This is a genomic window from Labrys neptuniae (genome assembly GCF_040797145.1).
In the GTDB taxonomy this organism is placed as follows: domain Bacteria; phylum Pseudomonadota; class Alphaproteobacteria; order Rhizobiales; family Labraceae; genus Labrys; species Labrys neptuniae.
On sequence record NZ_JBFNQD010000005.1, the window covers coordinates 228,573 to 255,077 of the forward strand.

A 26,505-nucleotide genomic window follows, 5' to 3' on the forward strand; every position below is an offset into this window, starting at 1 on the left:
CGCGATCCAGAACCGCGTGCCGTCATGGCTGCGGCAATTTTCGGAGGAGAACGACCATGAGGAAACTGCTTGTCGCCCTGGCCGCGGCCACGGCGTTGCTGGTGACGCCTGCCCTGGCGCAGGACAAGAAGATCAAGATCGGGGCGGCCCCCTACGGCCTCAACGCCGAGTTCATGCAGATCTGGACAGCGGCGCTGAAGGAGCATCCTGCCGTCAAGAATGGGGAGGTGGAGCTGACCGTGTTCGACGGGCGCTACGATGCGCTCGTGCAGCAGGAACAGTTCAACACGATGATCACGCAGAAATTCGACGCGATCATCTTCGTGCCCATCGACATCGAGGCCGGCGCCACTGCCGTCCAGGCCGCCCATGACGCCGGCATTCCCGTCGTCGGCTCGAACACGCGTGTCCACTCCGACCTGCTGGCGTCCTATGTCGGCTCCGACGACACGGTCTCGGGCTATCTGGAGGCCAAGAGCGTGCTCGACAAGATCGGCTGCAAGGGCAATGTCGTGATCATCGAAGGCCCGATCGGCCAGTCGGCGCAGATCTCCCGTCTCGAGGGCAACAAGAAGGCTCTTGCGGAATGCCCGAATGTGAAGGTCATTGAAGACCAGACGGCCAACTGGTCACGCGCCGAAGCGCAGACGCTGATGGAAAACTGGCTGACGGCACATCCCGGTCAGATCAATGGCGTCATCGGCCAGAATGACGAGATGGCGCTCGGCGCGATCGAAGCCATCAAGGCGGCCAAGCTGAACGTCAAGGACTTTGCCATTGCCGGCATCGACGGTGTCACCGATGCGCTCAATGCGGTCAAGCAGGGCACGATGACCTCGATCCTGCAGGACGCCCGCGCGCAGGCGCAGGGAGCCCTGGATCTTGCCATCTTCCAGGCCAGGAAGGGCGACTACAAGCCGCAATCCGATATCTGGGCCCAGTATCCGACCATGCCGTTCAACGACGGTAAGGCCAAGGAATACAACGTGCCGTGGACGCCCGTCACCGCCGACAATGTCGACAAGCTGCTCGCTGCCCGCAGCAAGTGATTCTTCCGCGCGGGGTAGCGTTTCACCCCGCGCCTCCTACCGCCAGGACCCATCGACATGACCGATATCGCGCCTCAGATCGACCTGACCTTCCCCCTCTCCGGCAAGGTCGCCCTTGTCACTGGAGCCGCCTCCGGCATCGGTGCTGCCGTTGCAACCGCCTTCGTCGCCAAGGGTGCCCGGGTCGCCGTTCTCGACATCAACGCCGAACTTGCCGCCGCGAAGGCGGCCGAGCTTGGGAATGGCGCGCACGCATTCGCGTGTGATGTCACCGATCCTGCATCCGTCAACGCCGCGATCGCGGGTACGAAGGCTGCTTTTGGCGGCATCGACATTGCGGTCAACAGCGCCGGGGTCGTGTTCCTGGCTCCGGCCGAGGATCTGTCGCTGGACCACTGGACCAGGACGATCGACATCAATCTCAAGGGCAGCTTCCTGGTCACGCAGGCTGTCGGCCGGGAAATGATCGGCGCGGGCAAGGGCGGCAGGATCATCAACCTCGCTTCGCAGGCCGGCACTGTCGCCATCGAGGAGCATGTGGCCTATTGCGCCTCGAAATTCGGCGTGATCGGCATGTCCAAGACCTTTGCGGCCGAATGGGGCAAATACGGCATCACCGTCAACACGCTTTCTCCCACCATCGTGCTCACCGAACTGGGCAAGAAGGCCTGGGCGGGAGAAAAGGGCGACGCCGCCAAAAAACGCATTCCCGCCGGCCGGTTCGCCTTTCCCGAGGAAATCGCGGCCGCTGCCGTCTTCCTCGCTTCCGCCGGTGCGGACATGATCAACGGCGCCGATCTGCTGATCGATGGCGGCTACACCATCCTTTGAGCCGAAGCGCTCCAGGAACCCATAGGAGAAATCATGCAGCGTTTCGTCAACAATCCCGACGAAGTCGTCGAAGACACGGTGAAGGGTTTCGTCAAGGCCCATTCCGATATTGTTCGCCTCGCCGACAATCCCCGTGTCATCGCCGCCAGGGATGCCCCTCAGGCCGGCAAGGTGGGTGTCGTCACGGGCGGCGGCTCCGGTCACGAGCCGGCCTTCATCGGCTATACCGGCAAGAACATGCTCGATGCCGTGGCTGTCGGCGAGCTGTTCTCCTCCCCCACGGCCAAAAGCTTCCATGACGCCATCCGCGAAGCCGATGGCGGTAAAGGTGTCGTCGTGCTCTACGGCAATTACGCCGGCGACAACATGAACGTGAAGATGGCGATCAAGCTTGCCGCCAAGGATGGCATCGAAGTGGCGACCGTGGTCGCCAACGACGATGTCTGCTCGGCGCCCCAAGACGAGCGCGAAAAACGCCGGGGCGTTGCTGGCGAAATCTTCATGTGGAAGGTTGGCGGCGCCAAGGCGGCAAAGGGCGCCTCGCTCGAAGACGTCCGTGCCACCGCGCAAAGGGCGATCGACAATTGCCGCTCGATCGGCGTGGGCCTCGGTCCATGTACCTTGCCTGCTGTCGGCCATCCGAATTTCGAGATCGCTCCGGGCACGATGGAGGTCGGCATTGGCCATCACGGCGAACCAGGCGTCCGTGTGGAGCCGCTGAAATCCGCGGCCGAGATCGCTCGCGACATGTGCGGGATCGTTCTCGACGACCACGATCTTCCCGAAGGCACAGAAGTCGCCGTATTGGTTTCCGGCCTCGGCGCGACACCGCTCAACGAACTCTACATCCTGAACGATACGATCGAATCCGAGATCGTCAAACGCGGCCTGAAAATCCATCGCACCTATATCGGCAATTACTTCACCTCTCTGGAAATGATCGGCGCAACCCTGACGGTCATGGCTCTTGACGACGAACTGAAGGAACTGCTCGATACGGACGTGCGCTGCACTGCAATCTTGTAGAGAGAACGCCCCATGCAAACCCTGAACAATGCGGAAGCCGGCAATATCGTTTTGGCCATGGCAGAACGCATTATCGAAAATCGGGCCTATCTCAGCGAAATCGACGGCAAGATCGGCGACGGCGATCACGGCGTCAACATGGCCAAAGGTTTCAACCTGGCTGCCGAACGGCTCAAGGGCAAGAACGCGTCCCTTTCAGGCTCGCTCGATACGCTCGGCACCGTCCTGATGACCGAAATCGGCGGCTCGATGGGACCGCTCTATGGCGTCATGTTTACGGAATTCGCCGAAAAGATCGACGGTGTCGACGCCATCGATGCCACCGCCTTCAGCCGCATGCTGCATGCGGGCCTCGAAGGCATTCAATCCATCGGCTCAGCCAAGGTAGGCGACAAGACGCTTCTCGACACGTTCGTTCCTGCCCTTGCCGCGTTCGACGATGCGAACAATGCCGGCAGATCCTTTGCCGAAGCTCTGGATGCGCTCGTCGAAGCCGCGGAAAAGGGGCGAGATTCCACAATAGATCTGGTCGCCAGGATCGGACGCGCCAGCCGTCTGGGCGAACGTTCCCGCGGAGTCTTGGACGCCGGGGCAACCTCCTGTGCCATCATTCTCAAGGAATTGTCACTCCGCGCCCGCGAGCAGCTGCAATAAGGGACAGCCGATTTGCGCAACATGGCGGCCCCACTTTATGCTTGGAAAGTTGGGCCGCCTTTTGTTGTGAATTTTCGCAAGACGAGACAAAGGCATTGTCCTGCAAGCCTTCCCGACCGACGCAGGAGCGATGGCAAACAAGATGGCGCCGAGTAATAAAACCGCTATGGCCAAGCCCGGTCAGGCGGAATTGACCGATGTCATACCGCTGCGTTATGGCGACGATCCCTATGTGTGGGCCTGCTGGCTCTATTACGAGGACGGGCGCACACAGGGCGATATCGCCGAGATCATGGGAATCTCGCGCGCAACGGTCAACAGCTACCTTGCCGAAGCGCGCAGCCGTGGAATTGTCAGCATTTCCATCGAACCTTCGCGGCTGAGCTCGCTGATAATCGCACAGGAGCTAAAACAGCATTTCGGATTGACCGACTGCCTCGTCGTGCCCAACGATGACGGATCGCGAACCCTGATCGACCGCCTGGGAGCCGCCGGCGCGCAAGCCGTTGCGAAGCTGCTGAAATCCGGCGATACGGTCGCCGTCGCATGGGGGCGCACAGTCCTGTCCATTGCCCAAAACCTGCATATATCCAATCTGCAGGATGTGACGGTCGTCCAGGCCACCGGCGGCACTCGGGCCGGTTTCGCCTACACGCCGGAGCTATGCGCGGCAGCGCTCGCCAAAGCCACGAATGCCCATCTCATCAACATCACCGCGCCGGCCATCGTGTCGAATGCGCAGGTCAAATCGGCTTTCTTGGACGAACCGGTCATTGCCGAACAATTTCAAGCACTGACCCGGGCCAACAAGGCACTTTTCGGCATTTCGTCCCTTCGGCCGAATTCGACGATCCATACCAGCGGATTCTTTGAGGACGTCTCGATACAGGACTATCTGGCCAGAAATGCAGTCGGCGTGATTGCAGGCCGTTTCATCGACTCCCATGGCCACCCCGTTTCCGGTCCCCTAGATGACAGAACCATCGGCATTTCGCTCGATCGGCTGCGGGATAGCGACATGCGCGTTGCGGTTGCCGGCGGTTTCGACAAGGTGCCGGCAATTCTGGCGGCGCTGAGAGGCGGCTATGTCAGCGTGTTGATCACCGATGCGGCGACCGGGCGTGGCATCCTCAACGCCGATGGCGTAGCGCAGATCCACAACAAGCCGGCCCAACGCTTGCGGCAGGAATCCGAGGCTGCCCCGCCCAGCTACAATCGCACCCACATCAAGAAATTTCTCAACAACCCCGATGACGTTGTCGATGAAATGCTTGACGGGGTGGTCAAGGCGCATGCCGCTCATATCGCACCGATCAACGGCTCGAAGCGTGCCTTGGTTGCACGCAATGGTCCGCGTAAGGGCAAGGTCGGCCTGGTCATCGGCGGTGGCTCCGGCCACGAACCCTGCTTTCTCGGTTATGTCGGCAAGGGGCTGGCCGACGCGGTAGCGATCGGCAACATCTTCTCCTCGCCTCCCCCTGTTCCAATCTTCGAATGCGCAAAGGCTGCCTCAGGCGGAGCCGGCGTCCTTTTCGTCTACGGCAATTATGTCGGCGACGTGATGAACTTCGAAATGGCGGCCGAGCTGGCGCAGGAGGCGAACATCCCCACGCGCACGGTGCTGACGACTGACGATATCTCCTCCTCACCGGTAGAGGATCGCGACGGACGGCGCGGCGTGGCGGGCAATTTCTTTGTCTTCAAGATCGCCGGCGCCGCCTGCGATCGCGGGCTGTCGCTCGACGAATGCGAGGCCATTGCGCGCAAGGCCAACAGGCGCACCTATACGATGGGGGTCGCGCTGGAACCCTGTTCCTTGCCGCAAACCCGCCGGCACAACTTCGAGATCGGCCCTGACGAGATGGAAATCGGCATGGGCATTCATGGCGAGCGAGGCGTCATCCGCGAGAAGATGATGCAAGCCGATGAAATCGTCGACCGCATCATGGACAGGGTCTTTTCCGAGATGACGGCCGGCCCGGGCGACCAGGTGGCGGTTCTTGTCAATTCGTTCGGCTCGACCCCCCTGATGGAGCTCTACATTCTGTTCAAGCGCGTGGAAGAGCGCCTCAGCGCCAAGCGGATCGTCATCGCGGCAAACTGGGTCGGCCATTACTGCACGTCGCTCGACATGAACGGTGCATCCATATCCATCCTGCACCTGGATCAGGAACTATCCGATCTCCTGTCGCATCCTTGCGATACGGCCTTTCTTCGGATCACCGAAAAAGGGCCGCTACCTGCGGCCCAATGAGAATTCCACGCTGTTCGGGAGATCAATGCAATGCCGCAAACCGCAGCGCGACGCCTCAGCTGGATGTTCCAGCTGATTGCCCTGTCGATAAAGGCGGAGAAGGAATATCTGTCCGATCTCGACGGCGCCATCGGCGACGCCGATCACGGGATCAGCATGGCGCTGGGGTTTTCGGCCGTCACCAGCGCGCTTGCAAAACTCGACCTTGATGAGGCATCGCCCTCCGACGTCTTCGCGGCAGCGGCATCCGCCTTTCTCGATGCCGTCGGCGCCTCCACCGGTCCCCTTTATGCAACAGGCTTTCAAAACGCCGCCAAGGCCTTGAAGAACCAGCTGTCCCTCGAGCTGCCGGAACAGGTCGCCATCGTCGAAGCCATTACCAAAGGTATCCAACTGCGCGGCAAAGGGCAGCGCGGGGACAAGACGATGCTCGACACATGGATACCGGCAATGGAGGTCGCCGTTCACGCCAAGGCAAACGGCCTGACCATCGGGCAGATGTGGCGCCATATCGTGGAGGCGGGCGCGGAAGGCGCGCAATCGACAAGGTCCATGGTCGCAACCCGAGGGCGTGCCGCCCGGCTTGGAGAACGTTCCCTGGGCCATATGGACCCCGGCGCAGCGTCCGCCCTCATCATTCTACGGGCAATGCAGGAAGCCTTCGCCGAGCGACCGGAATCTTAGGAAGTACGAGCCTGGTTTTTCTGCCACTGGCGATCAAGCCGTGAGGTGGGTCCCGTGGCGCCAAGCCAGGGAGCGCAGGGTTTGCAGCTGAGCCGTGCCGGCGGGCGGAAACTGCGAAGGTCCGTCAGCTGCTTTCACGCGGTATCACGACGAACGGCATCAGCATCATCTCCGGCGGAATTTGCTGCTGCGACCGCTGGGCTTCTATTGCCCGGAGCAGAAGGTTTCCTGCCGCCCGACCGATCTCCTTGGCATCGACGGAAACCGTGGTGATGCTCGGGTAGGCGCAGCGCGCAACCTCGAAATCGCCGAAGCCGGCGATCGCGATACGCCCCGGCACCGCCCAGCCGCGGCGATGGCACTCCATCAGGGCCCCGAAGGCCGACAGATCGGAAACGCAGACCGCCGCATCGACATCAGGCCATTGGGACACCAGATGCACGATGGCCTGGGCGCCCTGCTCCATCGAGATCGGCGGCTTGCCGAAGGAAATGACCCGACCGCGTGGGAGGGCGAGTTGCTCGATCGCCTGGATGTAGCCCTGGCGACGATCGGCGCCGCGAGTGTCGCGATTGCTGGTGCCGCCGATGAAACCGATATTGCGATAGCCACGGCCATGGAGATGATGCACGAGCGCATTCATGGCGGCAGCGTTGGAGAAACCGACGACGTGCTCGATCGGCTTATCTGGCACGTCCCAGGTCTCGATCACCGGGATGCCGGCGGCCTCGAGCAGCTTACGGGTGCGATCGGTGTGGCGGCCGCCGGTGACGATGATGCCTTCGGGACGCCGCATCAGCATCGATTCGACCAGCCGTTCCTCTTTCTCGATCTGATAGTCGGTATAGCCGAGAAGCAGTTGCAGGCCGCTGCCCTCGATGGCTTCGGTGATGCCGCGGGCGGTGTCGGCAAAGTTGGAGCTGTTGATCGAGGGCACCAGTGCAGCCACGAAACCGGAGCGCTTGGAGGAAAGCGTGCCCGCCATCTGGTCGAGCACATAGCCCAGCTCGTCCACCGCAGCCATGATCTTGCCGCGGGTCTTCTCGGAGATCGAGCCCCCCTTCTTCAGGGCGCGCGAAACCGTCATGGTCGACACTCCCGCCCGCTCGGCGACATCGGCCATGGTCGGCTGGCTTTTGAGCGGTCTGTCGTTGTCGCGAGGCATCAAGCAATCCGTTAGGGCAGTTCTGGCGCAATCGCCATAGCCGGAGCGTTACCAGCCCGGCGGGTGATTGTTAACGTAGATGGCATAGAGGGAGCTCTGCGCCGTGATGTAGAGGCGGTTGCGCTTCGGGCCTCCGAAGCACAGATTGGAGACGATCTCCGGAATCGGGATGCGCCCGATCAGACTGCCATCCCGGGCATAAATGCGGACTGAATCGGCGCTGGAAGCCCAGACATTGCCGTCGCGGTCAACCCGAAACCCATCGAAGAAACCAGCTTCGCACACGGCGAAGGTGCGTGCCGGACCGATGGTCTCACCCGAGGCGGACAGATCGTAGGCGTGGATGGCCCGGGGCAACCCTGGAACGTGGCTGGCGCCGGTATCGGCGACATAGAGCAGGCTTTCGTCCGGCGAGAAGGCCAGGCCGTTCGGCTTGATGCGATCGGTGATGACGGGCTGGACCGCGCCGGTGGCGGCGTCGACCCGGTAGACATACGAAGCCCCGATCTCGGAGACGGCGGCATGACCCTCGTAATTGCTGTCTATGCCGTAGGTCGGGTCGGTGAACCAGATCGAGCCATCGCTCTTCACCACCACGTCATTGGGGGAGTTGAGGCGCCTGCCGCCATGGCTGTCGGCCAGCACGCTCCAGCGCCCGTCCGGCTCCAGGCGCGTCAAGCGCCGTCCGCCATGCTCGCAGGCGATCACCCGGCCGGCCTGATCCAGCGTGTGGCCATTATGGTAGCCGCAGGGGCTCTCGAAGACGCTGACCGATCCATCCGTCTCGTCGAAGCGCATCACGCGGTCATTGGGGATATCCGACCACAACACGGATTTGGCGGCCGGCACATAGACCGGCCCTTCGGCCCACCGGCATCCGGTCCAGAGTTTTTCGAGCCGGGCGTGGCCGATGATCAGGGCGGCGAAGCGCTCGTCGAGGATCTCGTAGTCGCTCATCCCTCATCCTCGTTCCGGCGACATCGGGAACTCGTCGGCGCGAAAGACCGTGTGGAAGATGTCGCCATCGAACAGAGGCATCAGTTCGGCGGTGACGGCCCGGCTCTTCGTCCTGACCTCCGAGGCGAGAGCCTCCTCGATGGCGGCGCGCGAGGGGTAGCGGATGGCCAGCACCATGGCGTAATGCGGCTCCGCCACATCGGCCTCTTCCTGACGCAGGACACGCACCTCGTCGGCCCCCGGGAAGCGGGTCCAGAGCGGAACGAGCCTGTCGCGCACGAACTGCGTAAAGGCGTCTTCCGACCCAGGGCGGACGTGGCCGCGAAAAAATGCGCAGCGTATATACATGATTGAGCGACCATTGAAGTGGAGAGAGAGTTGAAGAACTTGGCTCAACCCTCGAATAATGCGGTATAATCTATCTTTCAGCCTGGCAATTGCGGAGGCGCCTACGCGCCCCCGCCACGCTTCCGGCTCAGTTGACACCCCAGATCTTCTTGTAAGCGTCCCTGTAGCCATTGTCGGGATCGAAGACGTTCTTGGGGCCGCCGTCGAAGCCGATATTGTCGGGCGTCACCAGGTGCACGCCGGGGACGTATCCCGACCATTTCTCGCCGGCAAAGGCGCGGTTCAGCTCATCGACGAGTTGCCAGCCCTGCATGGCGAGGGGCTCGGGCACCGTCGCGGCCTGGTGGTCCTTGGCGCGGATGCGCTGATAGGCGGCTTCCGAACCGTCGCCCGCCGAGATGTTCTGGGGATCGCCATCCCCGGCGATGCCGGCCGCTGCCAGCGAAGGCGGCATGAAATCGTAATAGAGATCGTTGATCGCCAGCGAATGGGTCCATTTGGCACCCTGCTGCTGCAGGAGGGTGGTGGTCAGCTGGGGAATGCGGGTGGAAACATCCGAGAGCGGCGTGTCCTGGAAGGAGAGCACGGCGCAGCCCTGGCATTTCTTGATGACCTCCTCCATCGCCCGTCCCTTGGCGATGGCGATGGCATAGGTCGAGTCGGCGAAGATCACCACGCCGGCCTTGCCGTCGGAATCGGCGATCGCCTTCATGGCCGCCACCTTGGCGACTTCCATGGCGTCGGTGGTGACATTGGCGAAGACCGGCGTGCCGTCGAGCGGCCCGGGCTTGGGGCCGGAGTGCCAGCCGACGATGGTGATGCCCTGCTTGGCCGCATCCTCCAGCGCCGCCTTCTGCTCGACCGCATCGCTGCCGCCAACGATGATCGCATCCGGCTTGAGGGCAACGGCCTGGCTGAGCGCCGCGGCCTGGCCGGATACCGTGCCCTGCCCGTCGATCTCACGATAGGTCCAGCCGATCACGCCGGCTGCTTCCTTGACGCCCTGGGCGACGCCCAGGATGCCGCCATTGCGCATGTCTCCAGCCACATAGACAACCGTCTTCCTGGCCGCCGCCTTGGGCCCGGACGTCGGTCCATCCCATTTGTCGGCACGCGCCGCAGCCTTGGCGACGACTGCTTTCGCCTCGTCGACAAAAGCATCCGCCCGCGCCATAGCGGGCGCCAGGGCCAGGGCCGCCAGGCCGGCAGCCGCCATCAACACATTTCGTCTCAACATGATCTCCTCCTGAATGCGACGGGTCGTCAGTTGCCCGTCTTCTTGAAATTTCGGGTGGCCGAGCCGCGTCGGCGCTGGGCATAGCCGGCGATGCCGATCGCGATCAGCAGGGTCACGCCGTTGAACATGGGCTCGACCCAGAACGAGCCGCCGAATTGCTGGATGCCGGCGATGCCGACCGCGAGGATGGCAACGCCGACCACCGTGCCCCAGACATTGACGCGGCCGGGCTTGATCGTCGTCGAGCCCAGAAAAGCGCCGACGAGGGCCGGCAGCAGATATTCGAGACCTACGCTGGCCTGGCCGATACGCAGTTTCGAGGCGAGCAGGACGCCGGCCACCGCCGTCAGGGCGCCGGAAGCCACGAAGGCGCCCATGGTGTAGCGCTGGACCGGGATGCCGTTGAGCGCAGCCGCCTTGGGATTGGCGCCGATCGTATAGAGATAGCGGCCAACAGGCAGGTGCTCGAGGATGAACCACAGGGCGAGGGCGAGAGCCAGCACGTAGAAGCCGGTGATCGGCAGGCCGAAGACCATGGTGCCGTTGAGCGAGAGGAAGCCCTGGGGCAGGCTCGCCACGACCTGGCGTCCCCCCGTATGCCAGAGCGCGACGGCATAGAGCACGGTACCGGTGCCGAGCGTAGCGATGAAGCTGTCGATGCGCGCCACTTCGACCAGCAGGCCGTTGAGCAGGCCGATCAGGGCGCCGAACAGGACGACCACCACCACGGCCACCGGCCAGGGCAGCCCGAACATCGTCTGCAGGCTGATGGCGAGGATGTGCCAGAGCACGATGCCATAGCCGACAGTGAGGTCGATCTTGCCGGCCGCCATCGGGATCATGGCCGCCAGCGAGAGCATGGCGATGATCGCCTTGTCCGCGATGATGGAGCGGACGTTGAGCATGGTCGGAAAGGTCTGCGGCAGCATCAGCGAGAACAGGACGATCAAGAGGACCGTGAGGATCGGTAGGCCATAGACCGGCAGGCGCCGCAGCAGTCGTTCGCCCGCCGAGGCCTGCTTGAGTTCGCCGCGCGTCGGCTCGAGGGCGTCGGACTTGATGGAGTTGGTGGACATGGAGCTTTCCTGTCTGCGCTCACGCGGCTTCGGAGGCCGAGGCGGCCGAGATCACCGCCTCCGTGGTCAGGGCTGGGCCGGCCAGTTCGGCAATGATCCGGCCGCGGTTGAACACCAAGGCGCGGTGGCAGATATGGGCGATTTCCTCGAAATCCGTGGACACCACGACCACGGCAAGGCCGGATTCCAGGGCGCGAGCGATGAGGCGGTAGATCTCGGCCTTGGCGCCGACATCGACGCCGGCGGTCGGATCCTCCGCCACCAGGAGCCGGCGGCCGGTCGCGAGCCAGCGCCCCACGACCACCTTCTGCTGGTTGCCGCCTGACAGCCCCTCGATCGGCAGGTCCGGATCGTTGGGCCTGAGCCCCACAGCCTCGCCCAGCTCACTCGCCAGCCTGGCCTCGACCGCGGGCGAACGCGGTACATACCAGGGCCGTCCGGCGGCTTCCGGGTTAAGGAAGGCGTTTTCGCGGATGCTGAGCGAAGGCGCGAGGGACTCTTCCATGCGGTCCCTGGCAACCAGCCCCACGCCGGCCTTCAGCGCCGCCCGCGGTGAGGAGAGATCGGGCACCTGGCCATCGATGGTGATCGATCCGCGATGCGGCACCGCCCCGAACAGGCTGCGCCCGATATCTTCCTGACCCGCGCCACGCAGGCCGACGAGGCCGAGCAATTCGCCCTGGCGAACCTCGAAGCTGACGGGGCCGGCCGCCGGGGTCACCACATCGCGCAGGACCACGCGGGCCTTGCCCGAATGGAATTCGGCCTTGCGGAAGAGTTCGAGGGTGGAGCGGCCGACGATCATGCTGACGAGTTCGTCGGGCGTGGTCTCCGCCACCGGCTTCTCGTCGACCTTGAGGCCGTCACGCATCACCACCACCCGATCGGCGATACGGAAGATCTCGTCGAGACGATGGGAGACATAGATCATGCCCACGCCCCGCTCGCGCAGGCGCCGCACTGCCTCGAACAGGCGCTCGACCTCGTCGGCCGGCAGGCTGGCCGTCGGCTCGTCGAGCACCAGGAAATCGCAGTCCACCACCAGGGCCCGGGCAATGGCGACCAGCGACTTCTCGGTCCGGCTGAGGCTGTGCACGCGCAGGGTGGGATCGATGTCGCAGCCGACCAGCTTCAGCGCCGTCTCGGCCTTGCGCTCCGCCTCGCGCCAGTCGATGCCCCCCAGCCAGCGCCGGGAGAAGCCCTGCGACAGTCCCATATTCTCGGCCACCGTCATCCATTCGACCAGGCCGAGGTCCTGGTGGATGAAGGCCACGCTCTGGCGCTGACCCCGCGCATTGGCACGGTGGCGATAGACCTCGCCACCGATGGTGATCTGGCCGTCATCGGCCTTGAAGATACCGCCGAGGATCTTGATGAGGGTGGACTTGCCGGCACCGTTCTCGCCCAGCAGGGCCACGACCTCGCCGCGCCCGACCTCCAGGCTGACGCCCTTGAGCGCACGGGTGCCACCGAAGGCCTTGACGACATTCTCGAACCGGAGAGCTTCCTGCCCTGCCATCGCGTTCGTCCTCCACAACTTCGAGGGCCTTCCAGCCCCGCAAAGCCCGCCCGGCTCTACGGCCGGTTTTCATATGTTATCGATAACAAACATGATCCTGTCAAGATACCCGTCGGTGACCGACCCCGACATCAGCCTTCATCGGACTGCTCGCGAAACCCGGTGAACTGCAGCATGATCGCCGCCGTATCGCGGGGTCCGAGGCCCGCGGCCAGCAGGGACCGGTGCAGGTCGGTAACCAGCCCGGTCACGGGCAGCGGCAGACGCTGGCTGCCGGAGAAAGCCTGCACGGCCTCCAGATCCTTCATCATGTTGTCGATGCGGCCGGTCGGCGTATAATCGCGTCTTGCCATTTTCGGCCCGAATTCCTGCAGGATGGCGCTGTCGGCGCGACCGCCTTTGAGGGCTTCCGCCAGGCGGGCCGCATCGACGCCCCCCGCCTCCGCCAGCCTGACCGCCTCCGCGACCGCCTGGAAGCCCAGCGCGCAGAGCACCTGGTTCACCAGCTTGGTCGTCTGCCCCGCGCCGCTCGGACCCATATGCGTGTAGTTGGCGCAGAGGCTGTCCATGATGGCGCGCGCCCGGTCCACATCCTCGGCGGCCCCGCCGGCCATCACGGTAAGGCGGCCCGCCAAGGCCCCCGGCGCCCCACCGGAAAGCGGGGCATCGACCCACCGCATGCCCGTCGTCTCCGCCAACTGCCCGGCAAGCTCCCGTGTCGAGGCCGGATCGATCGAAGACATGTCGATCAGGAGTCCGGAAACATCCGCTCCCTCCGCAATGCCGCTCGGGCCGAACACGGCTCTCCGTACGATCGCCGCGCTGTTGAGGCTGGTGATGATGAAGCGGCTCGCCTCCGCCGCCTCCCGTGCGCTGGCGGCAGCCCTGGCCCCTTTCGCGACAAGCGTCGCGACCTTGGCCGTGTCCAGGTCGAAGACAGTCACGGCATGTCCCGTCCCCAGCAGGCGCGTCGCGATCGCCGATCCCATGATGCCGGTTCCGACCACGGAAACGGCGGCTTTCTGGCTCTCTGTCATCGGCCGTTCTCCCCTTCGTCCCATCGCAAGAGGCTGAGGAGGGCGCAGCACCCCTCCTCTCGCCGGCCTCGGGAAAACCTACAGGCTCGAGGTGATCCCGCCATCGACATAGAGGACATGCCCGTTGACGAAGCTGGAGGCGTCCGAGGCCAGGAAGATCGCAGCGCCCGCCAGTTCCTTCACCTCGCCCCAGCGGCCCGCCGGCGTGCGCTTCTCCAGCCAGGCCGAGAAGTCGGCATCGGCAACCAGGGCGGCATTGAGCTCGGTCTTGAAATAGCCCGGACCGATGGCATTGACCTGCAGTCCATGGCGGGCCCAGTCGGTGGCCATGCCCTTGGTCAGCATCTTCAGGGCGCCCTTGGTCGCGGTGTAGGGCGCGATGCCTGGGCGCGCCAGCTCGCTCTGCACCGAGCAGATGTTGATGATCTTGCCCCGGCCGCGCGGAATCATGCGGCGGGCCACGGCCTGCCCCACCAGGAAGGCACTGTCGATATTGGTGGCGCACAAGCGCTTCCAGGCATCGAGTGGAAAAGTCTCCAGCGGCGCCCGATGCTGCATGCCGGCATTGTTGACGAGAATGTCGATCGGCCCGAGCCTTTGCTCGATCTCGGCGATGCCTGCCTCTACGGCATCGGGATCGGCGGCATCGAAGGGCGCGATATCGACGGTATGCGACTTGGCCGCGAGCGCCACCCTGGCGTCCTCCAGACGGTCGAGATTGCGGGCATTGAGCACCACGCTGGCACCGGCGCCGGCCAGAGCCTCTGCAATCGCATAGCCGATGCCTTTGCTGGCCCCGGTTATCAGGGCCCTGCGCCCGGTCAGATCGAACAGCGTCACGTCGGTCTCCCTTGTCTTGCCGGCGCCTGTTCGCTATCGGCGCTCTTCCTCGACAAATTGATATCGATAACAAAATTTGTCAACGCGCTTAAAGACGACCGCGACCAGCATTTCGTTCGTAAGTGATGGGCCGTGGAAAGAGGCTTGCTCCCCTATACAGTTGTGATATCGATAACAAAAATATGCCGAGGCGAGGATGATGAAACCTGACCTGCTGATGATGGGTTCCTATCCCGACGGGGACATGGAGGCCCTGTCGAGCGCCTATCGGCTGCACAAGCTCTGGGAACTGGGCTCCGACGGGCCCGCCGTCTCGATCCGCCCGCTCATCCGGGCCATCGCCACGCGCGGTGACCTGGGCGTGGACGCACAGACACTGGAGATCCTCCCTCATCTCGAGATCATCGCCTGCTATGGCGTCGGCGTCGATGCCATCGATCTCGACATGGCGCGCGCAAGGGGCATTCGCGTCACCAACACCCCCGAGGTCCTCAATGGCGACGTCGCCGACCTCGCGATCGGCCTCGCCTTGGCCGCGATGCGGCGGATTCCAACCGGGGACGCCCATGTTCGCTCGGGCGCTTGGGCGAAGGGGAATCCGCCGCTGACGCCGCGGCTTCATGGCAAGAAGCTCGGCATCGCCGGGCTCGGCCGCATCGGCTCGACCGTCGCCCGCCGCTTTTCGGGTTTCGACATGGATATCGGCTATTTCGGCCGTTCCCCGCACGAGGATGCACCCTACCGCTTCTTTGACGATCTGACGGCGCTCGCGGCCTGGGCGGACCTGCTCGTTCTCACCCTTCCCGGCGGTGCCGCAACCCAGAAGATCGTGGGCAAGGAGGTCCTGCAGGCGCTCGGCCCCGAGGGATATCTCGTCAACGTCTCGCGCGGAACCACCGTCGACGAGGAAGCCCTGCTGCAGGCGTTGGAGGCCCGTACGATTGCGGGAGCCGGCCTCGACGTCTTCTGGAACGAACCGCGCATCGATCCCCGCTTCGCCAGGCTCGACAATGTCGTGCTGCAGCCCCATCTCGGCAGTGCGACGATCGAGACCCGGCGGGCGATGGGCCAGCTGGTGCGGGACAATCTCACCGCGCATTTTGCCGGTCTTCCCCTTCTGACACCGGTCATTTGAGAGGTAGCCATGCGTGCTCTCGTCATCCACGGCCCCAAGGACCTGCGCCTGGAGGAACGCGACCCCGGTCCGCTCCAGAACGGGCAGGTCATGGTCCGCGTCCAGGCCGGCGGCATCTGCGGTTCGGACCTGCATTATTACAACCATGGCGGCTTCGGGGTCGTCAGGCTCAAGGAGCCGATGATCCTCGGCCATGAGGTCTCGGGCGAGATCGTCGAGGTCGCGGCGGATGTCGGCTCGCTGCGACGCGGCGACCGGGTCGCCGTCAATCCGAGTCGACCCTGCGGCCATTGCCGCTATTGCCTGCAGGGCCTGCCCAATCACTGCATGGACATGCATTTCTACGGCAGCGCCATGCGCATGCCGCACGTCCAGGGCGCCTTTCGCCAGCTCCTCGTCTGCGATGCCGTGCAGTGCGAAGTCGGGCACAATGCCGGCGCGGACGAACTCGCCTTGGTCGAGCCCTTCTCGGTTGCCTTGCACGCCGTGTCGCGCGCCGGTTCGCTGCTCGGGCGCCGTATCCTGGTGACGGGATGCGGGCCGATCGGCGCGCTCGTCGTGGCTGCGGCCAGGTTTCATGGGGCCGCCGAAATCATCGTCACCGATATCGTCGACGAGCCGCTCGCCATTGCGGCCAGGCTCGGCGCCGATCGCACCATCAATGCGGCGCAGGCACCCGAGACCCTCGCCGCCTTGGCGGTGGACAAGGGCCAGGTCGACGTGATGTTCGAGTGCTCCGGCAACGAGAAGGCGCTGCGCGCAGGCCTGGAGGCGATGCGCCCGCGCGGCATCGTCGTCCAGCTCGGCCTGGGCGGCGATGTCGCCTTCCCCCAGAACCTCGTGGTTGCCAAGGAACTCTCGGTCGTCGGTTCCTTCCGTTTCCACGCCGAATTCGCCCTGGCGACGCAGTTGATCGATACCGGCAAGATCGACCTGCGTCCCCTGCTCACCGGCAGCTTCGCGCTCGACGATGCCGTCTCGGCCTTCGCCCTGGCCAATGACCGCCGCCGCGCGATGAAGGTGCAATTGTCGTTCTGACGCCATCCGGGGAGGCGTCAGCCCACACACCAGGAATCGTCGACCGGTGGGCGCGAGGTCACGCATCGACTGCAACCTCGTTTCCTTCACCGTGTGCTCCGCTTTGCTTCAGGTCCCCCTGGGCCTCGCAAACGGGAAGGTGCCGAGCATATTGTCGTTGAAATAGGCGGCGGTCATCGACGTCACCCTTCCGCCGGACAGCGCGAACCCGACCGAGTAAAGCGACCCCTTGGCGGTGAACTCACGGCCAGGATCCATCTGGAAGACGTCCGCGTCCCAGTGCTTGAGGACGAACTGCAACTTGCGGGGGCCGATCTGCAGGATCAGATGATCGCCGTTCGCCCAGACCTCGACCTCGCCGAAATAGGCCGAGCTGTAGATCCCTTCATAGATCGCGAGCGGATGCGGGAAATTGGGATTTTGAGGCGGTGAATTACCGACCAGATCGCCTGACGCTTTATAGAAATTCATGAAATGACCGTGCGCGATCTCGTACCAGCTGTTGCGCGTGACGTCGCCGAACTGGGCGATGTCCATGAACTCCGTGGCGATGGCTTCTGCGGCCCCCACCTGAGCACCATTGGTGAGAACAACGATGCCCATATCGGCATCGGGCAAAACATGGAATGCCGCCCCCCCCCACGAAGAAGGCGCCGGAATGGCTCATCGATCGGCATTTCGATAGCACGAATTCGATATCATCTTGTGTTACCGTCGTTTCAGCTGTTGCTCCGTTTTAGCGGGTATCGTTCTCGGCAGATCGGTCACCGAACCATTGCATTATGAGAGGAATTTCGCTCCTGGCAGAAAGGGCGCCCCCCGGGCAGCCCAAGCCCCCGGCAAATGGCCTGACTGCGTGGCAGCCGGTCGCCCGGCCGGCCCCGCGGAGGCCGTAGAGAACAAGGAGCCATATTGATCCTTTTTGGGATCGTGGAGATCCGACATGTCGACAATGCGCAAGATTTTGCTGGCTTTAGGAATCGTGGTCGTGATCGGAGCGGCCGTCGGCACCGGCGTCTACTATTTCACCAAGGGCGTCGCCGACACGGCCACCGTCTTTTTTGCAACCATCGCTTCCAGCGGGCCGGAGAATGCCTATCGCAGCGCCTCCCCGGCATTCCAGCAGGCCATGAGCGAAAGCAGTTTCGCCGCACTCGCCAACCGAGCGGGTCTGAGACGGTTCAAGAGCGCGTCATGGCCCGAACGAGAAATCGAGAACGGCCGGGGCAGCGTATCGGGGACGCTGTTGCTGGACGGGGACGTGTCTCTGCCTGCCAGGGTAGAATTGACCAAGAACGCTGCAGGCGCGTGGCAAGTCTTCAATTTTACCCTCCAAATGCCCGGCATCGCTCAACAAAACGCGGCTCAGCCGCAACCCGCAACGAGCCCGCCCTCTCAAAATCAACCGCCCAAGATCGTCGCCAGCACGCAGGAGGGCGATCGGGTTTCGGCTGAGATCGGGGATAGGACCTGGTCGGCAGGCGGCTCCTCGCTCATCGTCGTGAAGTTGGGCAGCACCGTTCTCGTCAACACGGCCCCCATCATCAAGCCGGACAGGACGATCGATGCGACGACACTGCGACTGCAGTTCGACGCAAGCGCCACCGGCACCCAGAAGCTCACCCGCGACTGCCAGAAGAATGCCCCCTGCATCGAACTCAGCACCAATGACAGCCACTACAAGACCGATGAAAGCCCGAATGCAGAGGCCGCACTGACCATCACGAAGATGGAAGCCGGCAAGATCGAAGGCGATTTCTCAGCCGACATGATCTCTTTGGAAGGCAAGCTCGCCCTTCACCAAGGCCACTTCGTCGTCTCGGTGCAATGACCCGTGCAAAGCAGGAGGTGCCACCCATGATCTCGAAATATGCCCTTGCCAGCGTGTTGTTTCTCGCCGCCCAGTCCGTGAACGCACAATCGACCGACGAGATGACCGCCTGCGTCGATCGCGCGGATGGTGTTTCGACCAACATGCTTGAATGTGGAAAGACAGAAATTGCCAAGTGGGATGCCAGGCTGAACATCGCCTACCGAGCCCTGCTGCACAGAGAAGACGGCAGCAAACGGACAAAGCTGCAGGCAGAACAAAAAGCCTGGCTTGTCCATCACCTCGGCGAGACCAGGCGCCTTGCGAGCGATCCCGACACCGGCTCCGGCGCCTTCATGATCTCACAAAGCTTCGAGCTGGACGATATCGCCAAGCGCACGCTCGAACTGGAGAAACGCGTCCGCAACCCAGGCTAGTCCCCCGCCAAGATCATGGACGGCCAGCCCAGGCCAAATCTTGATCCAGCACATCGGAGCCAAAAGCTTCGATGAACAAGCAGGTGTTTTTGTTTGCCTCTCCGAGTCACATCCATGTCACACGAAACAATAGATAGGCAGGATAGCGCAGGTGTCTACAATATGCCCAACAGAGGTCGTTACCAATCATGAATGCAACTAGGGGTCTCACCCGATCCTTCAAGCCGCTGGTCATCCGCCTGGCCCCCGAACTGCGGAAACTTCTCGAAGGCCAGGCAAGTTTCAAAGGCATGTCGATGAATGTGCTGATCAATTCTATCCTGGAGGAGCACGCTTACCGGTCCGTGGACATCCATGATCGGTTGAACCGGCTGGAGGAAGATCTTGCGGCCATGCAACTCGAAAAACGCGCCCAGCCTCACTGAGTGCCGGATCAGGCGGCAAAGCGCGGTGCCAACATCCCATGCAAGGCTGCACAAGGCGCCATGTCATGGCAAGGGCCGAGATCATGCTCTCCGGCATCGAATTGGTTCATGGGATGCGCAAACGACACGCCTGATTTGCCGATGATCCACGTTCGTCACCGGAAGCGCGGCGCGAATGCCAGGTCAGGTGAACGATGGCGCAAACCAGGTCGCGTGGGACAAGGTCCTGCGCTCGATCAGGAAGACGGATTCTTGTCGAGCGCCTTTCTGATCTCGACGAGGGAGTCGAGGATTCGGCCCAAGGCAAAGGTCAGCAGACCAAACCCCAGTGCAACGGCGCCTTCCAATTCCTGTAGAAGCCCCGATGCCGTTGGGATCATTATACAACCAAGAACAAATGCAATGATTCCTACGATGCTAATTGACTTCGCCATGACAGACCCTTCCTCAATCAACTGATTATCCTGCGCTGATAATCGTTAGGTCGGGTGCAATTTACCCTGCAATGTGTAACGGGACCTTAAAAACCTCTGTGAAGATCTGGCAGAAAGAGCCCACCCCCGACCGGGCAGGACACAGCCATACCAACGGATCGACAGGAAGAACATCAAGGGAAAGGTCGACCCGCCACGGGCATCATCGATGGACTCGCCGTTTCGAGCACCGCACTTCGGTTGCGTTTCATGGCCGCGACCGACCGAAGACGGGCCGGCCAAGCAGACTTCCTCGCTATTGGATGCAGGCAGTTACCATACGCCATCGTGCATCCCGCCGGATCCCCTCTATGGCGCGCAAGGGCGGCAGAAGCCGGATCATTCCATCTCCGCAAGGCCTTTCGGCGTTTCGCCATATTTTGCCAGGATCACCGGCCGACTATCGCCAGTTCGCATGAACGCAACGGCCCCGACGATCGTTTCGTCGCCTTGCCTGATTCCCACACAGAAAGCAGCACGGAAACGCGCCATCGTATTCGAATAGGCCCTTTGCCCCTGTCCGGCGACAAGGTTGCCCTCGCTGTCTCGGACGAAGGGGAAAATGATGTAGTGCGTCACAGTGGACATTGTTCTGCGTCAGATCCTCTGGCGTAGCCCCATATCGCGCCAGGATCACCGCATCATCATATGTTCCGGAGGCTGGATTGCGAGCGTCAAAAAGGATTGCATTGCAACGAACGCACCTAAAGTTTCAATGCAAAAAAGCAAGCAGGCAAAGAAAAGCCCAGCGATACGCTACACGCCGGGCAGTCTTGTCGGATATGACAGAGCCGTTGAGCTTGACCACGGCGATGCTTGAATAGGCCAGATGGTGTTCGGGCGGCGTGTTAAAACGCACATACCGGAGGGGTGCTACCCTTGGATCGCTCGCCGGCGGCGGGCGATTCCGAACTGCCGCGGCCTTCACGCCACCAACCTGAGCATTTCCGCGACAGTGCACCGATCGACTGCGGTGAGCCCAATGCTTGGTACGATCCAAGCAGTTTCTATTCTGAAGGCTTCGTGAGTTCATTGCGTTGATCCGTGGTAAGCGGTCTGATCCTTTCTCCTCTCAGCATCAAAAACAGCTTCGCAGTCTCCTCCAGTTCCTCACTTGCGTATTGGGCCTCGCGAAGCGACTTTCCTGCGACGACCGGACCGTGATTGGCGAGCAGCACCGCATGGCTCGTGCGTGCCCTCTCGCGAACCGCCTCTGCCAAAGCGACATCTCCCGGAGCGAAATAGGGCGCCAGCGGCAGCTTCCCAACTCGCATGACATAATATGCGGTGAGTGGGGGCAGGAGATCTTCCGGATCCAGGCCGTCGATCACGCTGACGGCCACCGCGTGCGTCGAATGGAGGTGGACGACCGCTCCTACCCCCTGACGCGCGCAGTACATGCATTGATGCAGAAACGCTTCTTTCGTGGGTTTGTCGCCATCGACGAAGACACCTTCCGCGCTGAATCTGGAAAGCCGCCCCGGATCAAGCGCTCCAAGGGAGGCGTTGGTCGGCGTCATCAGAAGATCGCCATTCGAGAGCCTTGCGCTGATGTTTCCGGTCGACCCAAAAGTGAAGCCTCGCTCGAACAAGGACTTGCCGACCGCCGCGATCTCATCTCGAACGCGGGTTGTCTCGGAAATGATGGCTGTCATTGCAGCAGCTCCCAGGCCTTCAGGAAAAAGTCAGCCGTACCGAAGTTTCCCGATTTCAGCGCCAGAGCCATCGGCTCCGCCTCCCCCATCGTCAGCGTCCAGGGAACTCCGGGGTCGATTTCCGGTCCGATATAGAGGGCGGCAGGTGCAAGGGCGCCAACCACCGCCCCGGACGTTTCGCCACCGGCGACGATAATGCGTCGAACACCATTCGCACGCAGCATGATCGCGGTTTCTGCCAGGAAGTGCTCGATGATTTCACCGGCCTTCTGCCGTCCGAGGGCATCCTGCGCGGCACGAACTTCGGTGGGGTCGGCGCTGGAGTAAATGAGGGGGGTGTTCTCCCCCTGCTCCAATGCCCAATCCGCTGCGCCGCCCACGGTGACGCGCCCCTGCGCTATGTCGATCGGATCGATCCGCATGGAGGGCATGCCGGCGGCAATGGCAGCCTGTATTTGGCCCCTCGTTGCCTCCGAGCATGAGCCAGCCAAGATTGCAGCGCCGCCGCGTGGCGCGGTAAAGGAGCCGGGTTCGGAATTGCCCGATAACAATCCGGCACGGCGAAAGTTCTCCGGCAAGCCGATCGCGATGCCGGACCCTCCGGTGATCAACGGAAAATCGGCAACGGCCTCCCCGATCGTCCGCAAGTCTTGGTCGGATATCGCATCGACGACCAGCACTCGATCGCCAAGCGCGCGCGCCGCCCTAAAGGCCTCACGCAGGGCCTCTGCGCCCCGTGCCACGATCTCCTGTCCAACGAGCCCTACCTTGAGGGACGACTGCGCGGCCATGAGCCGTACCAGGGAGGAATCCGTCATGGGGGTCAGCGGATGATTCCGCATCGGGCTCTCTGAGAGGAGCTTCTCGGCAAGGAAGAGATGGCCTTTGTAGACGGTGCGGCCATTTGCCGGAAAAGCCGGGCAAACAATGGTGAGATCCACGTCGAGCGCAGCAAGGAGCGCATCGGTCACCGGCCCGATATTGCCCTTTGCCGTTGAATCAAAGGTCGAGCAATATTTGAAGATGATTTGCCGAGCGCCTGCCGCGCGAAGCCACGCCAAGGCCTCAAGCGACATTGCGACGGCTTCTGTGGCCGGGTTGGTCCTGGATTTGAGAGCAACCACGACTGCGTCGATATGAGTGAGATCGACGTTTCCCGACGGGACGCCAATCGTTTGAATGGTTCGCATTCCCTCTCGGGAAAGCATGAGGGCAAGGTCGCTTGCTCCGGTAAGATCGTCAGCGATAGCGCCGAGTAACATCCCCTACTCCTGTTGCGAAAAGGCGGCCCGACTACGCGGTCGCGCCGTCAATGATGGAAAACCCTGTGTCGATAATTGCCGGCTCGAACGCGCGGTCGGGGGATTTCAGGAGAGTCTCCACCGCCGTCTTGCCGATGGCAAAACGATTGGAAAGCACCGTCGCGAGCGGCTTCGGAAGCGCCTGGCCAATCTCCAACCCGTTGAATCCCATGAGGGCGAGCCTGTCGGGCACTGGAACGGCAGCGGCCAAACAGTGCAGGTATCCGCCAACGGCCATGTCATCGTTGGAAAATGCGACGGCCTCGATCTCGGCCCCATCGGCGAGAATTGCCGCCAGGGCCTGCCGGCCGCTCAAGGTCGAGCTTGGTCCGTCGACTCTATGCTCCGCGACCAATGCCAGCCCGACGTCCCCCAAGCCTTCACAAAGCCCGAGATAGCGCGCATGGGCCCGGCGATCCGCGTCCCAATCATGCCCGACATAGGCGATCTTCGAGTATCCGCGGCGCATGAGATGGCGAGCCATGGCACGCCCCGCCCCGCGGTGGGAGAGGCCGACGGCAAGGTCGATCGGCCTGCGGTCGATATCCATCAATTCGCCGACACGAACCTTGCTTGCCTCCAACATCCGCCTCGCTGCATCGGTATGATCGAAGCCCGTGGTGATGATCGCCGCCGGCTGCCACGCCAGCAGCGACGAGATCAGTTGCTGTTCCTTCTCGAGGTCATAGTCGGTCACACCAATCATTGGCTGATACGATGTTCCCGCCAGGCCGGCATGAATGCCACGAAGCAATTCCGGAAAGACGATGTTCGAGAGCGAGGGCAAGATCACCCCGACGATCATCGAGGAGGAAGATGCGAGCGAGCCGGCTGCTCGGTTTGGCACATAGCCGAGCGCGTCGATGGCTTCGATGACCCGCCGGCGCGTCTCCGGTGCAATCGCCCCCTTGTCTCGGATGACCCTTGAGACTGTGTTCTCGCTGACGTTGGCCAGTCTCGCCACATGGGCGAGGGTTGGCGTTTCAAGCGCTGTCAAAGGACGACCTCACCGCAGGATCTGCGCCCGACGGCGAAGGTCAGGGCGTTATGTGTAAGCGCTAACATCATTCGCTTGATCCTTGCAATAGGATGTGATTAGCAAGTGTTAGCGCTGAGATAGGCGATTCTGATTTGATTTGGAAAGTGGGAGGCGCCGTCCAGGATGAGCGACCAATCGACGATTGCCGTAATCGGTCTGGGCTCGATGGGATTGGGGATGGCGCGCTCGGCGCTCCGGGCCGGACGGACTGTAAGAGGATATGACGTCAACGCAGATGCATTGAAGGCGTTCAGCCAGGATGGCGGTCTGGCCTCCGCCAGCCTGCAGGAGGCGGCTGCCGACGCCGACATTGCCGTCATCGTCGTCGTGAACGCGGCCCAGACAGAAGCTGTGCTTTTCGCCGAGGGCGGCGTCGTGTCTGCCTTGCGGCCTGGAGCGGTCATCGTCTCGTGCGCCACCATCTCCCCTTCGGAGGCGAAGGGATTTGCTTCACGCGCCGAAGCCGCAGGCCTGCTCTATCTCGACGGCCCGATTAGCGGTGGCGCCAAGAAAGCAGCTTCCGGCGATTTGACCTTCATGGCATCAGGCTCCGCCCAGGCCTTTGCTGCAGCCCGGCCGGCACTGGATGCGATGGCCGGAACGGTCTACGAGCTGGGCAATCAAGCGGGCATCGGCTCGTCCTTCAAGGTCGTCAACCAGTTGCTCGCGGGCGTCCACATCGCCGCGGCTTGCGAAGCAATTGCATTCGCCAGGAGCCTCGACCTCGATATTTCGCGTGTCTTCGAGGTGATCACCAAATCCGCCGGCAATAGCTGGATGTTCGAGAACCGTATTCCACATGTCCTTTCCGGAGACTACACCCCCCATAGTGCGGTTTCCATTTTCACCAAGGACCTTGGCATTGTTTCCGACATCGGGAGGAAGGTGAAGTTTCCGCTCCCGATCACAGCTGCAGCATTGCAGCTGTTCATCATGACGGAAGCGGCAGGCATGGGCCGGGACGACGACAGCTCCGTCGCCCGGCTGCTCGCCAAGATCGCCGGCCTTCGCCTGCCCGGTATGTCGGAAGAGGTTTGATCGAGATGCCCAAATTTGCCGCCAATCTATCGATGATGTTCAACGAGCGTCCCTTCCTGGAGAGATTCCAGGCGGCTTCCGACGCGGGCTTCGGTGCCGTCGAATATCTGTTTCCCTATGACCATCCCGCGGAAATCGTCGCGGACGCGCTGGCGACGGCCGGTCTGAAACAGGCGCTCTTCAATATGCCGCCTGGCGATTGGGCAGCGGGCGATCGCGGCCTGGCCAGCCTGCCGGACAGGCGCGCGGAGTTCCTCAAAGGGCTGGACCTGGCGGTGTCCTACGCCAAGACGATTGGAACGCCTTTGCTGCACATGATGGCGGGCAATGCTGCTTGGGATTCCCCTGCGTCGATTGCGGCCTACAAGGACAATCTGCGCAGAGCCGCGGATGCGACGGCTGACGCAGGCATCGGCCTCGTTATCGAGCCGATCAACACGCGCGACATGCCGGCATACTTCCTGAACGACTTCGATCGGGCACTCGAGTTCATCGACGACCTCGATCACGCGAATGTCCGCCTGCAGTTCGACGTCTACCATCGTCAGATCCTGCACGGCGACGTCATCATGGCCCTACGGCGAATGGCACCGAAGATCGGACATATCCAAATCGCCGCCGTGCCGACACGCAACGAGCCGACAACCGGCGAGCTCAATGACCGGCTGGTGTTCACCGAGATCGACGCCATCGGCTATCAGGGCTATGTCGGGTGCGAATATCGCCCCGCCGGTGTAACCGAGGAAGGGCTTGGTTGGTTGAAGGCGGTGCAGGCCCCCGACACCGGAACTCGCCCTACGCCCGAGTGAGCAACTCCGTCAATCGGAGATTCGCGGCGCTGCGCACAGCGCCGAGGAACGAAGACTATTCGCTGGCCGGAAACGTGATCGGATCCGCAACTCGCCATCAGCTCCCGCAAAGGCGGATCTTCTGGTGATTCAGTCCGCGCTGCGGTACGCGAGTGCCGCGCCCATGAGATCAGGTCCCCAAAGCAATGAGCCCTGACACGGGAACTGTCCTGGGACGGGGCACGCGGGCTTCACAAGAAGCTCGCTTCGATCGTCAAGGGCCGGGACCTATATGAGCGCAAAAGCGCCGATGTCTGCCGTCCTCGGACAGCTCACAGTCGCGAAGGACTGGCTGGAGCACAAGCGAGCCAGCATTATAAAGATCCATCGTGAAATTGATGAAATATTTTTTGAAAATATAACTTTAACATTCTAACTTAATGATTTAGTTGTGTGTGTATTTAACAAAATTTTTAGTTCCGTAAATTCAAATTGACACGCAACTCCAAACTATAGCATATCACATATCAATATTCCTTATATTTTTGAAATTACAAACTTGAATGTTTCGTCATGACTCGATAATTTCGGGCCATATTCTGCGGAAATATCGATCTTCGCTCCTATTCCGCAGGTGTTGGAGGACGCCTACCCGCCTTACCCCCATCGTCGCCGGTTCAGCCGGTCGC

27 protein-coding genes are annotated in these 26,505 nt (G+C 62.3%); 13 read left to right on the plus strand and 14 right to left on the minus strand.

Going from position 1 to position 26,505, the window contains the following annotated elements; all coding sequences use genetic code 11:
- Positions 1 to 56: 56 nt before the first annotated feature.
- The 6 genes from ABXS05_RS17075 (at position 57) to dhaL (ABXS05_RS17100) (ending at position 6,498) form a co-directional block, all read left to right on the plus strand.
- Positions 57 to 1,049, plus strand: coding sequence for a substrate-binding domain-containing protein (locus tag ABXS05_RS17075; RefSeq protein ID WP_311937027.1), 993 nt, complete (start codon positions 57 to 59; stop codon positions 1,047 to 1,049).
- 57 nt (positions 1,050 to 1,106) lie between these two features.
- Positions 1,107 to 1,880, plus strand: coding sequence for an SDR family oxidoreductase (locus tag ABXS05_RS17080; RefSeq protein ID WP_311937030.1), 774 nt, complete (start codon positions 1,107 to 1,109; stop codon positions 1,878 to 1,880).
- 33 nt (positions 1,881 to 1,913) lie between these two features.
- A complete protein-coding gene (locus tag ABXS05_RS17085) occupies positions 1,914 to 2,906 on the plus strand; it encodes a dihydroxyacetone kinase subunit DhaK (protein WP_367624762.1) in 993 nt (330 codons plus the stop codon).
- Positions 2,907 to 2,918: 12 nt separating this feature from the next.
- Positions 2,919 to 3,560 (plus strand): dihydroxyacetone kinase subunit DhaL, encoded by a 642-nt coding sequence (gene dhaL, locus ABXS05_RS17090; protein WP_367624763.1) that lies wholly within the window; start codon positions 2,919 to 2,921, stop codon positions 3,558 to 3,560.
- Positions 3,561 to 3,702: 142 nt separating this feature from the next.
- Positions 3,703 to 5,814, plus strand: coding sequence for a bifunctional sugar-binding transcriptional regulator/dihydroxyacetone kinase subunit DhaK (locus tag ABXS05_RS17095; protein WP_367624891.1), 2,112 nt, complete (start codon positions 3,703 to 3,705; stop codon positions 5,812 to 5,814).
- A 30-nt stretch (positions 5,815 to 5,844) separates the two neighbouring features.
- Positions 5,845 to 6,498 carry a dihydroxyacetone kinase subunit DhaL gene (gene dhaL, locus ABXS05_RS17100; RefSeq protein ID WP_311937036.1) on the plus strand — a complete coding sequence of 218 codons (654 nt, stop codon included), beginning with the start codon at positions 5,845 to 5,847 and terminating at the stop codon, positions 6,496 to 6,498.
- 124 nt (positions 6,499 to 6,622) lie between these two features.
- Here the strand turns inward: dhaL (ABXS05_RS17100) and ABXS05_RS17105 are convergent, their stop codons facing one another.
- From ABXS05_RS17105 to ABXS05_RS17140, 8 genes are all read right to left on the minus strand, one after another.
- Entirely contained in the window at positions 6,623 to 7,621 is a 999-nt protein-coding gene (locus ABXS05_RS17105; RefSeq protein ID WP_311937511.1) for a LacI family DNA-binding transcriptional regulator, read from the minus strand.
- A 90-nt stretch (positions 7,622 to 7,711) separates the two neighbouring features.
- On the minus strand, positions 7,712 to 8,620 hold the full coding sequence (locus tag ABXS05_RS17110) for an SMP-30/gluconolactonase/LRE family protein (protein WP_367624764.1): 909 nt from the start codon (positions 8,618 to 8,620) through the stop codon (positions 7,712 to 7,714).
- A 3-nt stretch (positions 8,621 to 8,623) separates the two neighbouring features.
- Complete coding sequence (locus ABXS05_RS17115; RefSeq protein ID WP_367624765.1) at positions 8,624 to 8,968, minus strand: hypothetical protein; 345 nt, start codon at positions 8,966 to 8,968, stop codon at positions 8,624 to 8,626.
- Between the two features lie 127 nt (positions 8,969 to 9,095).
- On the minus strand, positions 9,096 to 10,205 hold the full coding sequence (locus ABXS05_RS17120) for a substrate-binding domain-containing protein (protein ID WP_367624766.1): 1,110 nt from the start codon (positions 10,203 to 10,205) through the stop codon (positions 9,096 to 9,098).
- A gap of 26 nt (positions 10,206 to 10,231) precedes the next feature.
- Positions 10,232 to 11,281, minus strand: coding sequence for an ABC transporter permease (locus ABXS05_RS17125; protein WP_311937047.1), 1,050 nt, complete (start codon positions 11,279 to 11,281; stop codon positions 10,232 to 10,234).
- Between the two features lie 19 nt (positions 11,282 to 11,300).
- The gene (locus ABXS05_RS17130) at positions 11,301 to 12,800 is read right to left on the minus strand and encodes a sugar ABC transporter ATP-binding protein (protein WP_367624767.1); all 1,500 of its coding nucleotides are present in this window, start codon (positions 12,798 to 12,800) and stop codon (positions 11,301 to 11,303) included.
- A gap of 131 nt (positions 12,801 to 12,931) precedes the next feature.
- Positions 12,932 to 13,837 carry an NAD(P)-dependent oxidoreductase gene (locus ABXS05_RS17135; RefSeq protein WP_367624768.1) on the minus strand — a complete coding sequence of 302 codons (906 nt, stop codon included), beginning with the start codon at positions 13,835 to 13,837 and terminating at the stop codon, positions 12,932 to 12,934.
- Positions 13,838 to 13,915: 78 nt separating this feature from the next.
- Complete coding sequence (locus ABXS05_RS17140) at positions 13,916 to 14,677, minus strand: SDR family oxidoreductase (protein ID WP_367624769.1); 762 nt, start codon at positions 14,675 to 14,677, stop codon at positions 13,916 to 13,918.
- A gap of 196 nt (positions 14,678 to 14,873) precedes the next feature.
- Between ABXS05_RS17140 and ABXS05_RS17145 the strand changes: the two genes are divergently transcribed.
- A complete protein-coding gene (locus tag ABXS05_RS17145) occupies positions 14,874 to 15,812 on the plus strand; it encodes a 2-hydroxyacid dehydrogenase (RefSeq protein WP_367624770.1) in 939 nt (312 codons plus the stop codon).
- 9 nt (positions 15,813 to 15,821) lie between these two features.
- Positions 15,822 to 16,850: an L-idonate 5-dehydrogenase gene (locus ABXS05_RS17150; RefSeq protein WP_367624771.1), complete on the plus strand. Its 1,029-nt coding sequence runs from the start codon at positions 15,822 to 15,824 to the stop codon at positions 16,848 to 16,850.
- Positions 16,851 to 16,958: 108 nt separating this feature from the next.
- On the opposite strand, the gene ABXS05_RS17155 is transcribed toward ABXS05_RS17150, so the two are convergent.
- The gene (locus tag ABXS05_RS17155) at positions 16,959 to 17,453 is read right to left on the minus strand and encodes a DUF3471 domain-containing protein (RefSeq protein WP_367624772.1); all 495 of its coding nucleotides are present in this window, start codon (positions 17,451 to 17,453) and stop codon (positions 16,959 to 16,961) included.
- Between the two features lie 340 nt (positions 17,454 to 17,793).
- Here ABXS05_RS17155 and ABXS05_RS17160 point away from each other — a divergent pair, with 340 nt between their 5' ends.
- From ABXS05_RS17160 to ABXS05_RS17170, 3 genes are all read left to right on the plus strand, one after another.
- The gene (locus ABXS05_RS17160) at positions 17,794 to 18,681 is read left to right on the plus strand and encodes a hypothetical protein (protein ID WP_311937065.1); all 888 of its coding nucleotides are present in this window, start codon (positions 17,794 to 17,796) and stop codon (positions 18,679 to 18,681) included.
- 26 nt (positions 18,682 to 18,707) lie between these two features.
- On the plus strand, positions 18,708 to 19,097 hold the full coding sequence (locus tag ABXS05_RS17165; RefSeq protein WP_367624773.1) for a lysozyme inhibitor LprI family protein: 390 nt from the start codon (positions 18,708 to 18,710) through the stop codon (positions 19,095 to 19,097).
- A gap of 188 nt (positions 19,098 to 19,285) precedes the next feature.
- Complete coding sequence (locus tag ABXS05_RS17170) at positions 19,286 to 19,522, plus strand: hypothetical protein (RefSeq protein WP_311937071.1); 237 nt, start codon at positions 19,286 to 19,288, stop codon at positions 19,520 to 19,522.
- A 236-nt stretch (positions 19,523 to 19,758) separates the two neighbouring features.
- On the opposite strand, the gene ABXS05_RS17175 is transcribed toward ABXS05_RS17170, so the two are convergent.
- The 5 genes from ABXS05_RS17175 to ABXS05_RS17195 all read right to left on the minus strand — a co-directional run bounded on the left by ABXS05_RS17175 (position 19,759) and on the right by ABXS05_RS17195 (position 23,915).
- Positions 19,759 to 19,956, minus strand: a complete 198-nt coding sequence (locus ABXS05_RS17175) for a hypothetical protein (protein WP_311937075.1) — start codon at positions 19,954 to 19,956, stop codon at positions 19,759 to 19,761.
- A 378-nt stretch (positions 19,957 to 20,334) separates the two neighbouring features.
- Positions 20,335 to 20,583 carry a hypothetical protein gene (locus ABXS05_RS17180; RefSeq protein WP_311937078.1) on the minus strand — a complete coding sequence of 83 codons (249 nt, stop codon included), beginning with the start codon at positions 20,581 to 20,583 and terminating at the stop codon, positions 20,335 to 20,337.
- 419 nt (positions 20,584 to 21,002) lie between these two features.
- Positions 21,003 to 21,650, minus strand: coding sequence for a 3-oxo-tetronate 4-phosphate decarboxylase (gene otnC / locus ABXS05_RS17185; RefSeq protein WP_367624774.1), 648 nt, complete (start codon positions 21,648 to 21,650; stop codon positions 21,003 to 21,005).
- A complete protein-coding gene (gene otnK / locus ABXS05_RS17190) occupies positions 21,647 to 22,912 on the minus strand; it encodes a 3-oxo-tetronate kinase (protein WP_367624775.1) in 1,266 nt (421 codons plus the stop codon). Before otnK ends, otnC begins: the two co-directional genes overlap by 4 nt.
- A 31-nt stretch (positions 22,913 to 22,943) precedes the next feature.
- Positions 22,944 to 23,915, minus strand: coding sequence for a LacI family DNA-binding transcriptional regulator (locus tag ABXS05_RS17195; protein ID WP_367624776.1), 972 nt, complete (start codon positions 23,913 to 23,915; stop codon positions 22,944 to 22,946).
- 198 nt (positions 23,916 to 24,113) lie between these two features.
- On the opposite strand from ABXS05_RS17195, the gene ltnD reads away from it, so the two are divergent.
- Positions 24,114 to 25,028 carry an L-threonate dehydrogenase gene (gene ltnD / locus ABXS05_RS17200; RefSeq protein ID WP_367624777.1) on the plus strand — a complete coding sequence of 305 codons (915 nt, stop codon included), beginning with the start codon at positions 24,114 to 24,116 and terminating at the stop codon, positions 25,026 to 25,028.
- A 5-nt stretch (positions 25,029 to 25,033) separates the two neighbouring features.
- Positions 25,034 to 25,837 (plus strand): 2-oxo-tetronate isomerase, encoded by an 804-nt coding sequence (otnI, locus tag ABXS05_RS17205; protein ID WP_367624778.1) that lies wholly within the window; start codon positions 25,034 to 25,036, stop codon positions 25,835 to 25,837.
- The last annotated feature ends 668 nt before the right edge of the window (positions 25,838 to 26,505 follow it).

Excerpts from the sequence above, each read along its gene's own strand:
- ABXS05_RS17150 (WP_367624771.1), top strand. The coding sequence starts at position 15,822 with ATGCGTGCTCTCGTCATCCACGGCCCCAAGGACCTGCGCCTGGAGGAA.
- ABXS05_RS17135 (WP_367624768.1), bottom strand. The coding sequence starts at position 13,837 with ATGACAGAGAGCCAGAAAGCCGCCGTTTCCGTGGTCGGAACCGGCATC.
- ltnD (WP_367624777.1), top strand. The coding sequence starts at position 24,114 with ATGAGCGACCAATCGACGATTGCCGTAATCGGTCTGGGCTCGATGGGA.
- ABXS05_RS17105 (WP_311937511.1), bottom strand. The coding sequence starts at position 7,621 with ATGGCCGATGTCGCCGAGCGGGCGGGAGTGTCGACCATGACGGTTTCG.
- otnK (WP_367624775.1), bottom strand. The coding sequence starts at position 22,912 with ATGTTACTCGGCGCTATCGCTGACGATCTTACCGGAGCAAGCGACCTT.
- ABXS05_RS17165 (WP_367624773.1), top strand. The coding sequence starts at position 18,708 with ATGATCTCGAAATATGCCCTTGCCAGCGTGTTGTTTCTCGCCGCCCAG.
- ABXS05_RS17115 (WP_367624765.1), bottom strand. The coding sequence starts at position 8,968 with ATGTATATACGCTGCGCATTTTTTCGCGGCCACGTCCGCCCTGGGTCG.
- ABXS05_RS17085 (WP_367624762.1), top strand. The coding sequence starts at position 1,914 with ATGCAGCGTTTCGTCAACAATCCCGACGAAGTCGTCGAAGACACGGTG.
- ABXS05_RS17145 (WP_367624770.1), top strand. The coding sequence starts at position 14,874 with ATGATGAAACCTGACCTGCTGATGATGGGTTCCTATCCCGACGGGGAC.
- ABXS05_RS17160 (WP_311937065.1), top strand. The coding sequence starts at position 17,794 with ATGTCGACAATGCGCAAGATTTTGCTGGCTTTAGGAATCGTGGTCGTG.
- ABXS05_RS17130 (WP_367624767.1), bottom strand. The coding sequence starts at position 12,800 with ATGGCAGGGCAGGAAGCTCTCCGGTTCGAGAATGTCGTCAAGGCCTTC.
- dhaL (WP_367624763.1), top strand. The coding sequence starts at position 2,919 with ATGCAAACCCTGAACAATGCGGAAGCCGGCAATATCGTTTTGGCCATG.
- otnI (WP_367624778.1), top strand. The coding sequence starts at position 25,034 with ATGCCCAAATTTGCCGCCAATCTATCGATGATGTTCAACGAGCGTCCC.
- ABXS05_RS17120 (WP_367624766.1), bottom strand. The coding sequence starts at position 10,205 with ATGTTGAGACGAAATGTGTTGATGGCGGCTGCCGGCCTGGCGGCCCTG.
- otnC (WP_367624774.1), bottom strand. The coding sequence starts at position 21,650 with ATGACAGCCATCATTTCCGAGACAACCCGCGTTCGAGATGAGATCGCG.
- ABXS05_RS17170 (WP_311937071.1), top strand. The coding sequence starts at position 19,286 with ATGAATGCAACTAGGGGTCTCACCCGATCCTTCAAGCCGCTGGTCATC.
- ABXS05_RS17080 (WP_311937030.1), top strand. The coding sequence starts at position 1,107 with ATGACCGATATCGCGCCTCAGATCGACCTGACCTTCCCCCTCTCCGGC.
- ABXS05_RS17110 (WP_367624764.1), bottom strand. The coding sequence starts at position 8,620 with ATGAGCGACTACGAGATCCTCGACGAGCGCTTCGCCGCCCTGATCATC.
- dhaL (WP_311937036.1), top strand. The coding sequence starts at position 5,845 with ATGCCGCAAACCGCAGCGCGACGCCTCAGCTGGATGTTCCAGCTGATT.
- ABXS05_RS17180 (WP_311937078.1), bottom strand. The coding sequence starts at position 20,583 with ATGTCCACTGTGACGCACTACATCATTTTCCCCTTCGTCCGAGACAGC.
- ABXS05_RS17155 (WP_367624772.1), bottom strand. The coding sequence starts at position 17,453 with ATGGGCATCGTTGTTCTCACCAATGGTGCTCAGGTGGGGGCCGCAGAA.
- ABXS05_RS17075 (WP_311937027.1), top strand. The coding sequence starts at position 57 with ATGAGGAAACTGCTTGTCGCCCTGGCCGCGGCCACGGCGTTGCTGGTG.
- ABXS05_RS17175 (WP_311937075.1), bottom strand. The coding sequence starts at position 19,956 with ATGGCGAAGTCAATTAGCATCGTAGGAATCATTGCATTTGTTCTTGGT.
- ABXS05_RS17125 (WP_311937047.1), bottom strand. The coding sequence starts at position 11,281 with ATGTCCACCAACTCCATCAAGTCCGACGCCCTCGAGCCGACGCGCGGC.
- ABXS05_RS17095 (WP_367624891.1), top strand. The coding sequence starts at position 3,703 with ATGGCGCCGAGTAATAAAACCGCTATGGCCAAGCCCGGTCAGGCGGAA.